At 59.5% G+C, this 13,465-nt stretch carries 12 protein-coding genes; all 12 read right to left on the bottom strand.

Annotated features, from left to right (window positions below):
* Positions 1-62: 62 nt before the first annotated feature.
* A complete protein-coding gene (locus KF767_09145; GenBank protein ID MBX3018043.1) occupies positions 63-524 on the bottom strand; it encodes a single-stranded DNA-binding protein in 462 nt (153 codons plus the stop codon).
* 193 nt (positions 525-717) lie between these two features.
* Positions 718-1,686 (bottom strand): type II secretion system protein GspN, encoded by a 969-nt coding sequence (gene gspN, locus KF767_09140; protein ID MBX3018042.1) that lies wholly within the window; start codon positions 1,684-1,686, stop codon positions 718-720.
* Entirely contained in the window at positions 1,686-2,336 is a 651-nt protein-coding gene (locus KF767_09135; protein ID MBX3018041.1) for a hypothetical protein, read from the bottom strand. The genes gspN and KF767_09135 overlap by 1 nt, the downstream gene beginning before the upstream one ends.
* A 10-nt stretch (positions 2,337-2,346) precedes the next feature.
* Positions 2,347-4,005, bottom strand: a complete 1,659-nt coding sequence (gene pilM / locus KF767_09130; protein ID MBX3018040.1) for a pilus assembly protein PilM — start codon at positions 4,003-4,005, stop codon at positions 2,347-2,349.
* Positions 4,006-4,289: 284 nt separating this feature from the next.
* Entirely contained in the window at positions 4,290-5,606 is a 1,317-nt protein-coding gene (locus KF767_09125) for a general secretion pathway protein GspK (GenBank protein ID MBX3018039.1), read from the bottom strand.
* On the bottom strand, positions 5,603-6,472 hold the full coding sequence (locus KF767_09120; protein ID MBX3018038.1) for a prepilin-type N-terminal cleavage/methylation domain-containing protein: 870 nt from the start codon (positions 6,470-6,472) through the stop codon (positions 5,603-5,605). The genes KF767_09125 and KF767_09120 overlap by 4 nt, the downstream gene beginning before the upstream one ends.
* Complete coding sequence (locus tag KF767_09115) at positions 6,469-6,954, bottom strand: general secretion pathway protein GspI (protein MBX3018037.1); 486 nt, start codon at positions 6,952-6,954, stop codon at positions 6,469-6,471. Before KF767_09115 ends, KF767_09120 begins: the two co-directional genes overlap by 4 nt.
* A gap of 43 nt (positions 6,955-6,997) precedes the next feature.
* A complete protein-coding gene (locus KF767_09110; GenBank protein MBX3018036.1) occupies positions 6,998-7,552 on the bottom strand; it encodes a type II secretion system protein in 555 nt (184 codons plus the stop codon).
* A 61-nt stretch (positions 7,553-7,613) separates the two neighbouring features.
* Complete coding sequence (gene gspG, locus KF767_09105) at positions 7,614-8,075, bottom strand: type II secretion system major pseudopilin GspG (protein ID MBX3018035.1); 462 nt, start codon at positions 8,073-8,075, stop codon at positions 7,614-7,616.
* A gap of 44 nt (positions 8,076-8,119) precedes the next feature.
* A complete protein-coding gene (locus KF767_09100; GenBank protein MBX3018034.1) occupies positions 8,120-9,343 on the bottom strand; it encodes a type II secretion system F family protein in 1,224 nt (407 codons plus the stop codon).
* An 8-nt stretch (positions 9,344-9,351) separates the two neighbouring features.
* Positions 9,352-11,043, bottom strand: coding sequence for a type II secretion system ATPase GspE (gene gspE / locus KF767_09095; GenBank protein ID MBX3018033.1), 1,692 nt, complete (start codon positions 11,041-11,043; stop codon positions 9,352-9,354).
* 108 nt (positions 11,044-11,151) lie between these two features.
* Entirely contained in the window at positions 11,152-13,452 is a 2,301-nt protein-coding gene (gspD, locus tag KF767_09090; GenBank protein ID MBX3018032.1) for a type II secretion system secretin GspD, read from the bottom strand.
* Between the last annotated feature and the right edge of the window lie 13 nt (positions 13,453-13,465).

Raw genomic sequence — 13,465 nt, 5'->3', positions numbered from 1 at the left:
CGAAAAAAAACCCCGGCCAGCAAGGTCGGGGTTTCTTGACGATTCTATTTTCGAGGATCGGCTTAGAACGGAATCTCGTCCGACGAATCGAACGAAGGTTCCGGGCCAAAGTCTTGCGAGCTCGAGCCGCCACCTTGTCCGCCACCGCCGTACTCATTATCGTAACCCGAAGATCCGCCGCGATCCGCGCCGGCGCCGCCGCCGAGGAATTGAACCGTGTTCGCCACGATCTCGGTGGTGTAACGCTTTTGACCTTGTTGGTCTTCCCACTGGCGAGTTTGCAGGCGACCTTCGACGTAAACCTGACGGCCTTTCGAAAGGTGCTTGCCGCAGTTCTCGGCTTGGCGTCCCCAAACGACCACGCGGTGCCATTCGGTGCGCTCTTGGCGTTGACCGTCTTTACCGGTCCACTGTTCGCTGGTCGCCAGCGACAGACGCGCGACGCTTTGGCCTTGGCCGACGCTTTTCAGTTCCGGGTCCGCGCCCAAACGACCGACCAGAATGACTTTGTTAACTCCCGACATTTGAAACTCACTTTCCGCCCACCCTCCGGGGTGAGTCGCTTGCGTTGTATTCGCTTGGCGTATCCAAGCCGTACTGCACGGGAGTTTCAAAGAAAAAACCAAGCTCGCCGCGAAATGAGGCGGCGGAGAGCCGCACGGGCGGCCGCAATCCGAATCGCCGCAGCGCGCCTAGCGCGCCGGATTGTCGCGCTCTTTAGCGCGCCGGATTAAATTGGAACTGCTGGCTGCGGGCGTCGCCCGTCAGGGTGAAGCGGTAGCGACCCCCATCGGCCTCGGGCTGACGGTGATTTTGGATCAAGAGCAGAAACATCGAGGCGCGGTCCTCGAAGCTTTTCTTGGCGACGAGGTTCACGTTGAATTCGTAGTTCGTCGCGACGGGGACGACCATGCCGTTCCCGACCAAACGCATCTCGAGGCCGAGGCGCCCTTTGACGGTCCCGGTGAGCTCGTCGTTCGGTTGGCCGAGTTGACCGTCTTCGATTACGAAGCTTCCCGCCGACAGACGACCTTTGAGGTTGAGTCGGCCGAGCTTCAGCTCAGGGACGGACAGCGGGCCCATCATCGTTTCCACGGTCGAAGGCAACAGCTCGAAGTTCTGCGAATTCAGGTCGATGGTGACGTCGGGTTGATTCGTGAACGAGGGATCGATCTGGCCATCGGCATTCAGATTCAAAACGCCGCGGAAGTTTACGGGCGCGGGCACGAGCTTTTTCACTTCGGCGAGGCTCAAACGTTCCGCATTCAGGGTGATCGCATGCGAGGCCGCACCGTTTTCCATTTTACGACCGGGTTTGATCGACGCGCGGATGTCGCCGCGGAAGATGCCTTCGGCCGTCGCCGAGGCGTCGATCTTTTGCATCAAAAGACCGAACAGCGAAGGGCGCACTTCCAAACGGCGGATGGCGAGCGGGGGCAGCGGCGAAGCCTCGAGCGAGATCTGCGACATCTCGAGTCCCGGCGACGGCAGGAAATCCAAATTCAGATCTTCGAACTGCAGATAAACTTTGTTGCCGGTGCCTTTGTAAACCTGAGTGGTGACGAGATCGCCGACGTCATTCAGCGGGAACATCAAAACGATGAAGACCGCCGTCAAGAAGATCGCGACGACGTACTTCTTCCATTGGCGTGCGAGGAAGACGAGCAGGGGGCGGAGTTGCTCCACTAGCGACCTCCGCGTCCCGCGGGCGGGGGCGCTGCGGGCTCATCGGGAACGTTGGATTTGAACACGACCACGCGGTAGACGACGTCGTAGTAACGCGCGTCTTTGGCGTTCGCGTCCATCATGATGTCTTTGAGCTTGGCGCCTTCGATGCTCGCGAGGTCGGCGGACAGATCGGTGACCTGACGCAAATTCAGCTGCGCCAACGAAACCCGTACGGTGCCGGCTTGCAAATTCGCGTTGATCAGCGGGGTCGCCGCGTCCGTCGTGACCCCTTTTTTCTGTTCGGGAAGGATCTGGCGCGAGTTCAAGATTCCGTCGATGCGGCTTTGCACCTCCGAAAGATCCGGAAGGCGCGGGAGCGGCGGGTTCGATTGCGCTTCGTTGTGCGTGCGCAAAAGATCGCGGATCAGATCGCGCTTTTCCTGGAACTCGCCCAGGGTGATCTGCGAATTCGAATAGGTACTGTAGGGAATCAATGCCAGCACCAGCGTGATCAGCGCGATGCCGCCGCCGATGCTGAGCTTTTGCATGGGCGGGGACATCGTTTCGTAGCGATCGCGCGCTTGTTGGTAGGCGGGCATCTCGGCGATGCGTTCGCCGATTTGCTGGAGCCGACCTTTCAGTTCATCAATCTGCGCTTCGAAAGCCAAGGGCGTGTCCTTACTTTGCGACGACCAGGTTGCGATCCACCTGGAACGTCATGGTGAAGCTCACGCCTTCCTGATTGGGAAGGGCGGCGCCGGGTTGCGAGGTGATTTGTCCGCCGCGGGCGACCCCGCGCAGCGCGGTTTCGATCAAACGGATTTGGGTGGCCTGTTTCACCGAGCCGACCAGGCGGACCCGGTCGTCTTCGACGTGCAGGGTCTTCACCTTCAGCGGAACCTGCTGCGCGTTCGGGATCGCGTCGCTGATCTTTTTCAGGATCTCGACCGCCGGGGTCATGCCCATCACGGTTTCGAGCGATTTCGCCTCGGCCGCGAGTTTCTTCTGCCGAATGATGTAGCCCCGCACGCCCGTGGCGTTCGCCATTTGGGGGCGTAGACCGGCGACCTGTTGTCCCTGCGTTTTCAGCGCGTCGCCCGCTTGGTCGGCGAGGGTCAACGAGTACGAATCGCGGAGCGAAGCGTACACGAAGAACATCACCAGTCCCACGCCGCAGAAGGTGACGACGGGACCCCAGTTGTCCCAGAATTCGCGGAAGCCGTCGTTCTGCTTCGCGAAGTCCAAACGCAAAAACTGGATCGCGGGATTTTTCGGTTTGCGCAGACCTTCGATCGCGAGGCCCAGGGCCACGCCGATCCCGGCCTCGACGGCGGGAGTCTTTTCGAAGCTCGTATTGAAGTTCGTCAGGAAGTGGGCCCGGTTGACGGGAACTTCCAGAACCTGCGTCAGGTAGGCCTGCACATTGAGCGCTTGGCTGAATCCGCCGGAGATCTCGGCCGCCGAAAAGTTGCCGCCGAGTTCATTTTCGAACTCGAGCATCGAGATCTTCACTTCTTTCCCGAGGTCACGCACCTGGTGCGCGATGGTGTCCGAGAAAAGAATCTGGTCGTAGCTTGCGCCGTGTTTGTTGAGCAGGATGAAGGCTTTCGTCTTCATCTCTTTTTCGGCTTCGATGAACGGGATTTCGTAACGACGCGAGATCGCGTCGATCACGTTCTTCGCGCCCCACAGCACCGAACGCGCGCCGAGCAGACGATCGTTTTCGAAAGCGAGGACCAGCGTATGCGTGTGACCGATATGCAGACGTGCGGTCAGGATTCGCGCGGGGCCGCCGTCGTGCAAGTGCGGCGGGGGCGAACCCGCGGCGCGGGGCGCTTCTTGCCAGCGCTCGAAACAGTTCGCGAAGGCGAGCGCCTCGGCCGTCAGGATCGTCGGCGGCAGGCCCGAATCGTTCAGTTTGCGGAGCGCTTGTTCGATGCGCGTTTTCGGCGCGGCGACGGCGACGACTTCCGCGCTCGAGCCCAACACCTGCGAAATGCGCGCATCGTAGATCGCGGTATCGCTCGAGTAGGGAAGGTCCTCTTCCAGCTCGAAGGGCAGGCTTTTCAGAATTTTCAGACGATCCGCGAAGGGAAAGGTCTTGAAGCGGGCGCTGACGAACTCTTGGCGCAGCGAATACACGATGCGCGTCTGTCCGCCGAGGTACTCGAGCGCGAGACCGCGCAGCACTTCCAGGACTTCGAGGTCGCGGTCCAACGACGGATTGGTGCCGATCGGGAATTCCCGATACGACAGCACCTGAACATTGCGGGATGTTCCGGAAACTTCGACCACCTTGATGTTCGAACTTCCGATATCAATTCCAAGGCTTCTCACGGATTTAAGTCTACGTGAGCGGAACGGACATTGGTAATACTTCCGCGCACCTAGCCCTTGGACCTAAGGCGGCTTTCCCCCGCGCTTGCCCTTCCTTGCGAAGTCCGGGATGACCGCCTGAGTTTTTCACTTTCCCAATTCAGAAGGACCTCCGCAGCGGCAGGGATGCCGTATTACCCTGCGGCGAGGCCTGGAGGGCCGTGTCCTTCTGAATTGGGAAAGTGAAAAACTCAGGTGGCCGCCCGGAGCCTTCAAAGGGAGGGCAAGCGCGGGGGAAAGCGCGTTTACCTTTCGGTCCAGAAGACGATGCGCGGGGGGCCTTTCGGGACTTCGATTTTGGGGGCCGTGGAGGTTTTCGGGGGCGTCCCGCCCTCGGGGGTCTTTTCTTTTTTGAGTTCGGTGGCGACGGCCGCGGCCGCGCGGGGGATGTCGTAGGTCACGGCTTCGATTTCGGCGACCGAGTTGGCGTAGCTGCCGACGCTTTTGATACGGAAGTTCATCGCGGACTCGGTCGAGATGGGAGTGCTTTCTTGGATTTCGATCGGGACGCGGCCGCCTTTGGAATCCAGAAAGCTCCAGAAATCCTGGGCGTCGCGGAACTGCCCCTGACCCATGATGTCCGCGCGGCGTTTTAAGACCTCCGCGAGGACTTCGTTGGTGATCGTATTGTGCAGACCTTGGATGACCTCGGGCGGGGCCGTGTTGGGATTGATCGCCTTCGCCCCGTAAACCGTGATCCGCGGCGCGAGCAGTTTGAAGATGTCGTCGGTCATGCCCGCGACCATGCGCACTTCCTCGACCGAACGGAACTGCCGGTTCGGCGGCATTTGCTGGTCCGAGCCGGCGTCGGGGTACATCGCACGCTCGTCGCCGCTTTTGATCGACTGGGTGTCCGCGTCCAGCCAATCGATCATGTTGTTCACGATGTCCTCGGCCTGGAAGTTCTGGTGCTGCTTGGCCCAATTCGTATTTTCGGCGAATTCGTTTTCGAACATCTGCAAAATGAGTTTCTTCGTCGCCTCGCGGATGGTTTTCGAGCTCGAATCCAAGTCGTTGATGTCGACCTTCGTGCCTTCATCCGAGATGACGGTGTTGTAGCTGCCGTCGAGCTTCGCCTCTTTGACGATGGCGTCGATCTGGCCTTGGTCCACGGCGTTCATATCCGGCGGCATCATCGGCGGCCACGCGAACGGGAAGTTCCAGATCAGATCGAGCATCGCCGTGGGGACGCCCTGCATGCCGCTCATCTGCGCTTTGGTTTTTTGGTAGAGCTTGATCCGCAAAAGCGAAAGCTCCACGCCCGAGCGCGCGGAGTAGTAGGCCTTCAGCCGATTGATGGAGGCCTTGTTCACGCTGAACTCGACCTGGGTTTCGTACTGCACTTCCATCGCGATGTACAAAATCAGAGCGAGCGCGAAGGTCGCCAGCATCAAGGCGGCACCTCTGTCATTTGCGCGGCTGCCCGAGCAGCCGCCGTTATCTGCGCGGCGGCCCGAGCCGCCGCCGTGATCGGCACGGCGGCCGACCTCGTTGTCGTGCGGGGCGGGGGGCGGGAAAAGGTGACGGCTCAAATGAGGGAAGTGACGTCGGAAGAAGTTCATTCGGTCGGGATCCCCGTGGGCGTCGACGGCGAGCCCTGTTGGTTTTGCGGAGGGGCGTTGTTCGGAAAGCGCACGGCCGCCACGACCTGCATGGAGACCTTACGTTTTTTGCCGTCCTCGCCGCGTTCGATCGACAACGAGATCTCGACCGCCTGCGGGTAGTTGTTCTTCGTCGCGGCGTCGCCCTGTTCGGAATTCCATTCGGTGTTCCAATCCTGCTTCCCCTGGCCGAAGTAGCGCAGGCGGAATTCGCTCACGTCCTCGAGAAGGACGTTTTCGCTACCGCCCTCTTGAACTTTGCCTTCGACCATCGTGGACTCGCGGCGGACCAAACAGTTCGAGCCGCGGTCCGCGCCCGGGCGGCGGCAATTTTTTAGCTCGTAGCCGACCTCGATGAAATCCGCCTGCTGTTGATCGTAAGCCATACGTGCGGTGTTGCCCGAGACGAAATCCACCTTCGTTTCGTTGCCGATGAAGTGGGTCGTGGGATCCACGCGGTTTTGTTTGCGCGCTTGTTCGGCGGCCGCGACCGACGGATCCTCGGGCACGGCGGGAGTGGCCGGAGGAATACCGGGCGGCGGGGGCGGGGCTCCGGGCGGGGTCGCCGGCGCGGCCGGTTTTTGCGCTTTCTTCAGGGCCGCGCGGAACTCCTCTTCCAGGTCGCGGTAATGAAAGGCGAGATTGAAGTCGCGCTCCATGATCTTCAAAGAGTCGCGCATCTGCGAGAAATCCTCGAGCTTCACCTGAATGCGGCCCCGCGCTTTGAAGGCGTTGTCGATGTTCAAGGCGATATTGATCGTCAAGAAGGCCAGAAGCCCCATGACGATGACGAGTTCAAGGAGCGTGAAGCCGCGCTGGGGTCTCACCCGCCGCCTCCCGGAATTCCGCCACCGCCACCACCGGGGATGCCGATGTTGAGGTTCTTCTCGTAGTCGACGAAGTAGGTGGTGACCGAGTAGGGGATGGGCTTTTTGCCCGCGGGCGTGTGGATGACGGTGACGGTGACTTCCTTCACCGAGTCCGACAGCGTTTCGCTGAAACTTGAAATCAAGGTCGCGGTCATCTGGTCGACCCCGCCGTCTTGGGCGTAGAGCGCCGAGGCGAGGTTCGGGAATTCGAGTTTCTTCGATTCCATTTTCCAGGTGTATTCGGGATAGCCTTCGAACTCGCCCTCTTCGGATTCTTGGATCTCGTCCAAACTTTTGCCGCGGTACTTGAGCTCGTAGTCGACCATCTTGCGTTCAAGTAAGGCCGTGATTTCGAACGAGGACTGGGCGCGGCTCATACGCACGAAGCTTCCGCCCCAGGTTTGCACGAGGAGCATCAGTCCGCTTGCCATGATGGTCATGGCGATGACGGTTTCGAGCAGGGTGAAGCCGCGCGCGCGTGTTCTAATCAAGCTTCACGTCCTTGAGCGACATCTTCTTGTTCACGATATCCACTTTGCCGGTGAGCGGATTCACGAACAAGGTCCAATTCAAGTCGCCCTTGTCGGTCAGATGAATTGCGGAGGCCTGCACCAAACCTTGCGGACTGTAGTAGATGTAGGCGTCACCTTCGGTCAGCATGTTGTCGTTGTTTTTGGTCTCGATGCCGCCGAAGAAAAGTCGATCGCCCAGCTCCCACGCGGACTTCGTGAACTTTTCGTCGCGTTGGAAGTTCTCTTTCGGGCGCAGCTCTTCGTCCATGCGTTCGATCTCTTCGAGCTGTTTTTCGGTGCGGGGAAGCGCGATGCCGTCGGCGGATTCGACCCAATAGGAATGCTTTTCCCCGGCGGGCATATGAAAGACGATGCGGTATGTGCGATTTTTGATGCGCGCCTGGTTACGAACGTCTTTGGAGACGACCAGGATGTGGCGGCTGAGCTTTTTGACTTGGCTCTCTTTGCGGGGACCCGTCGAGAGCATCACGGCCATGAGGCCGGCGATGATGGTGACAACGATCAAAATCTCAAAAATCGTGAATCCGGCGGAAGCGCCGGACGCACGATTTTTTTGGGATTCCGACTTAGTTGATGTCGTCTTGAGTGATGTCTTTATCGACACCGTCTCCGCCGTCACGTTTATCCGCTCCCGTGCTCTTCAAGGTGTAAGTGTTGCCGTCCGATTCGTAGATGAAGGCTTTGCCCCAGCCGTCGGCGGGGATGTCTTTCATGTAAGGGCCGGTCCAACCGTTACAGCTGCCGTCCGACTTCACGAGGGCGTCGAGGGCTCCCGGGAATTTCGCGCAGTCGTTTTGGTACATGGTCAGGTTTTGCACGATGTTCGACATGCGGATTTTCGAATCCTGCACGCGCGAGCGGTTCTGGCTGGTTGTGACCTGGGGAATGATGAACGCCAGCAGACCGCCGATGATCCCGACGACGATCAGGATTTCGAACAGGGTCATCCCGGCTTGAGCGCCGTGACTACGCACGCCAGTGGCGCGACGGGTAAGTTGATTTGAGCGAGTGGCAACGACAGTTTTCAAGCTAGACCTCCGGAATCGCATATTTTGCGCTCTCCAAAATTATGTCATCCCATCCGGCTTGTCATCTCAAACATCGGCATCATGACCGAGAAAATGATCATGGCGATGGTGCCCCCCATGATGATCAGGATCAAAGGATTGATGAGGCTCGTCATGGCATCAATCTTCGCTTTGACCTGAAAGTCGAAGGCGTCGGCGACCTGGATCAACATCGATTCGAGCTCGCCCGTTTTCTCGCCGATGCTGACCATGTGGATCACGATGGCCGGGAACTGGCCGGACTTTTTGAGCGGTCCCGAGATCCCTTCCCCTTCCGAGATATTGCTGCGGGCTTCGTCGATGGCGCGGGCGATCACGTCGTTATCGACAACGTTACGCACGATCTGCAGCGCGGTCAGCATCGGGACGCCTCCGTTCAGCAGCGTCGACAAGGTGCGCGTGAAGCGGGCGACCGCGACCAGGCGATTGACGTCGCCGAAAATCGGGATACGGAGGGCGATGGCGTCCCATTGGGGGCGACCGGTGGCCGAATTTTTCCAGCTGATGAAAAGCGCGTAGGCGCCAAAGCCCACGATCAGGAAGATGTACCAATAGTTCACCATGAGTCCGCTGATCGAGAAGACCATCTGCGTATACCAGGGCATGGTGAGCTCGGGATCCGAATCGAAGATCGCCTGCATTTTGGGGACGAGGTAGGTGAACAGGAAGCCCAAAAGACCCATGGTCGCGACCAGCATGATCGCCGGATAAGTGAGGGCGCTTTTGACTTTCGTGCGCAGTTCGTTGGCGGCCTCTTTGAACTCCGCCAACCGAATCAAAATCACGTCGAGCGTTCCCGACATCTCGCCCGCTTCCACCATCGAGACGAAGATGTTGTCGAACATCTTGGGATACTTCGCCAGCGACTTGTGCAGCGGCATCCCTTCGTTGACCATGTTTTTGCAGTCCGCGACGGCTTCGGCCAGGGCGGGGACCTCCACCTGTTCGGAAACGGCGCCGAGCGCGTCGACGAGCGGAATGTTCGCGCGAATCAAGACGGCCAGCTGGCGGGTCATGAGCGCCATCTCTTTGATGCTGACGCTGGTGTTGGAGATGGTGCTTTTCTTTTTGCCCGCGCCTTCCGCGCCTTTTTTCTTGTCCTTCAGGTCGACGACGAAAATGCCGTCCTTCTTCAGGCGCATCCGTGCGGCGCGCGAGTTTTCGGCGTCGATCGCGCCGCGGATATTTTTGCCGGCTCGGTTCAGGCCTTTGTATTCAAAAACGGGCATGGCTCAGCCTACAAATCCAGTTGGGTATTGGTCATCAGCTCTTCGATCGAGACGGTGCCGGTCAGGACTTTCTGAATGCCGTGATCGCGGAACGTTTTCATCCCCTTCGCGATCGAGACCTTGCGGATCGAGGCGCCGTCTTTGCGCTGCATGATCATGGAGCGGATCTCGTCGTCGACGATCAAAAGCTCGGCGATATTCGTCCGGCCGATGTAGCCCTTCTGGTTGCATTTGTCGCAGCCGATGGGGCGGCAGATGTTCGCGTTCTTCGCGACCTCGGGAGCGATTCCCAGCGTCGAAAGCTCGAACGCCGAAGGTTCGTAGCGCAGTTTGCAATGCGGACACAGAATCCGCACCAGACGTTGCGCGACGACCCCCATGATCGAGGTTGCGATCAGGAAGGGCTCAGCCCCGATGTCCATCAGACGGGGGAAGGCGCCGGCCGAGTCGTTGGTGTGGATCGTGGACAAAACCAAGTGACCCGTCAGCGAAGCTTGGATCGCGAGTTCGGCGGTTTCCTGGTCACGAATCTCTCCGACCATGATGACGTCGGGATCCTGACGAAGGAAGGCGCGGAGTCCCGACGCGAAGGTCAGACCGATTTTCGAGTTCACCTGCACCTGGCCGATCCCGTGGATGCGTTGCTCGACGGGATCTTCGATGGTCAGGATGTTCTGGTCGGGGGAATTGATTTTCGAAAGCGAAGCGTAAAGCGTCGTCGACTTTCCCGAACCGGTCGGTCCCGTGACCAGCAAAATGCCGTAGCTGCGACCGATCAGGTCGTACATGCCTTTCAGCATGTCTTCGGCGAAGCCCAATTGTTCGAGCTCCAGGACGACGTTCGATCGGTCCTGCAGACGCATGACGATGCGTTCACCGAACGCGGTGGGCACCGAGTTGACCCGGATATCGATGTCTTTCCCGCCGACCTTCAGCGGAATGCGGCCGTCCTGGGGCAGGCGTTTTTCGGCGATGTTCATGGTCGCCATGACCTTCAGGCGCGAAGTGATCGAGTTCTGCAGCTTCTTCGGTGGTTTGAAGATGTCGAACATGACCCCGTCGATCCGGAAGCGCACGGCCATGTCTTTTTCGTAAGGCTCGACGTGGATATCGGAGGCTTTTTCTTTCACCGCGCGGAAGAGCAGCGAGTTCACGAGCTTGATGACGGGGGCATCGTCGTCGCCCGCCTCGAGCAGATCCACGATCGGATCGTCCAGATCGTAGTCCTCGGCTTCGATTTCGTCGAGGCCGGCCAGGTTCGAGGTCGACTTCTCGTACACGCGGTTGATCGCGTCTTGGATTTTCACTTGGGGCGAGATCACGGGTTTGATCTTTTTCCCGTACATCACGCGCAGATCGTCCAGCGAGCGGTAGTTCAAAGGATTCGCCGTCAAGACGATGATCTGATCCTGTTCCTCGCGGAAGGGAAGGACCGAATGTTGTTTCGCGTAGTTGATCGGGATGTCGCGCACCAGATCCACGGGGATGTCGTTGACCGGGATGTCCTTCATGAACTCCAGGCTCATCTCGCGGCACAGATCCGAGATCAGCTCGTCGACGTTCGCGTGCTCGCGACCACCGAGCGCTTCGCCGAGGGTCATGCCACCGTTCGCCGTGGGGTGCGCGAGCAGGGTCTTGACCTGTTCCATGTTCAGGCTTGTCGCCTTCGCCAGAATGTTCGTGATGTCGGTCGCCGCCATATACCCAAAAGTATAGAGCGGTTACGGCATAAGTCCAATGACGAATCCAAAAGAAAACGGGGAAGAGTTCCCTCTTCCCCGTTTTAAGATCCGTTGTCGTAATGCGACTTACTGATTCGAAGTATTCGACGGAGCGGTCGCTTTCACTCCGGTGAGCTCGTCGATCTGGGCGCCGAAGGTGTCGCGGCCGCCGGTCTGCTTGATGTAGTCCAGGCGCTGTTCGATTTTGCGGCCCAGAAGCTGGCGGCTGTCGTCGGACGAGCGAATAATCCGGGGAGTCAGGAAGATATTCAGGTTCGTCTTCCCGCGGTTCAGGTTCCGCGACTTGAACAGCCAGCCCAAGATCGGGATATCGCCGAGAAGGGGAACCTTGGTGATGGTTTCCTGTTCGTCCTCTTTGATCAGTCCGCCGAGGACCGCCGTGTCACCGTTACGAACCATGATGTTCGTTTTGATCTTACGGGTCGAGAGCGGCTGGGTCGTCGTCTGCAGCGCCGAGGGCGTACGGGCCTGCGAGGGCTGCTTCAGGGACGCTTCCAGGTCCATCCGGATGTTCTGATCCTCGGGCGAGATGAAGGGTTTCACCTTCAGCTCCAGGTTCGCGTCTTCGAACTGCGGGACGACGGCGGGCGCGGTGCCGGCGACGGCCGGGCCGAGCGTCGTTCCGACGACGACGCGATCCCCGACGGTGATCGACGCCTCTTGGGCATCGAGCGCCAGGATCTGCGGATTGGAAAGGACGTTCCCGTTTTTGTTCGTCTTCAGGAAGTTGATGAAACCCAGAAGCGACGGGATCTTGATCGCCTGACCGCCGGTGATCGGCGTGATGGTCACGGTCGAATTCGGATCGCCGAAGGGCAAGATCACGCCCGAACCGCCGGTGGGGTTCAAAAGCGAGCCCAGGGTTTCGCCATCGATCCCGTTGAAGCCGGCTTTCACGCCCGATTCGCCGACGAAGTTGAAGAAGCCGATCTTGTAGTCGTCAACGACGTTACCCGACATCTCCATGATGATCGCCTCCACGTAGACTTGATCGCGCTGGATGTCGATCTTGCGCAGAAGCGAGAGCACCACTTCGTAATCCTGTTTCGATGCGATCACGACGATGGAGTTCGTCGTTTTGTCGGCCGTGATCTTCACGTCGCCGCCGAAGATCTCTTGCGTCGAGGTCTGCACGCCCGAAACCGGGGACACGTTCGGGGCCGCGGGGGCCGCGCCCGAAGCGGGGCGGGGGGCCGCGTCCTTCGCGATGCCCGAGAGGGTCGTCGCGATATTGGTCGCATCACCGTACTTCACGTAGTACACGAAAACGCCGCCGGCTTCGCCCGCGTCGATCTTGCGATCCAGCTGTTGCAGAAGGCGACGGATGCGCTCGAGACCCGCTTTGTTTCCGCTGACGATCAGGCCGTTCGTGCGCTCATCGGGGATGACCATGAAATAGGCCGAACCTTGATTGCCCGAAGCTCCGCGCGCGGCGGTGTTGCCGAAACGGGGGACGCCCGCGGTGAAGGTGCCGCCACGTTGCTGCTGTTGTTCGCCGCGATTCACGATCTTCATGATCAGCTCGGCCATGTCTTTCGACTTCGCGTAGCGGACCTGGATCACTTCCAATTGGTCCTCGAAGCCCGGGACGTCGAGTTGATTGAGGATCCGCATGATGCGCTCGATGTTCGAACCGTAATCCGAGATGATGAGCGAGTTCGTGGGCGGGTAGGGCGACATTTCGCCGTCTTTCGATTGCAGGATCCGCAGGTCGCGGTTCACCGCTTCGGCCGAGATGTGTTTCAAGTGGATGATCTTGGTCACCATCTGATCCGCGTTCGGGAAATAGGAGCCCGAATAGGTTTCGATCCCGTCACGTTGCGCGTTTCGCGCCGTGCGGATTTTCAGGAAGTTCCCCGAGGGCACGATCGCGTAACCGTTGATCGCGAGCGCGGAAAGAAACGCCTTGTAGGCTTCCGCGACGGAAATTTTCGAAGGCGCGATGATCGTGATCTTGCCGCGCACGCCGGGATCGATGATGAAGTTCTTCCCGGTCAATTCCGAGATCGCCTTCACGATGTCCTGGATGTCCGCGTTCGGAAAGTCGAAGCTGTCGATGGTCTCCGGGAAGTTCTCCGCGGTGATGTCCTCGATGGGGGCTTTCGCGAATTTGTTTTTCTGCGCTTGGTTCATCGATCCGTCGCCGGGCGCGCCCGCGGCGCCGCCGGTGCCCGAAGATCCCGAGCCGGACGAGTCGAAGCCACCGCCGGAAGGCGGCGGCGGGGGCGGAGCGAACTCGTCGAAACTCGGCGGCGGAGGCGGCGCGAAGTTATCATTCAAATCGTCGAACTGGGCGCTCGCCCGGGGGGTGATGGCCTGGGTTGCCGCTACGAGCGCCGCCAGCCATAAACGTCCATGTTTTGCCATTGCCACCATCCTT

It is taken from the genome of Pseudobdellovibrionaceae bacterium (assembly GCA_019637875.1).
Classification (GTDB): Bacteria; Bdellovibrionota; Bdellovibrionia; order Bdellovibrionales; family Bdellovibrionaceae; genus JAHBUW01.
This window is presented reverse-complemented; position numbering and strand designations above follow the sequence as displayed.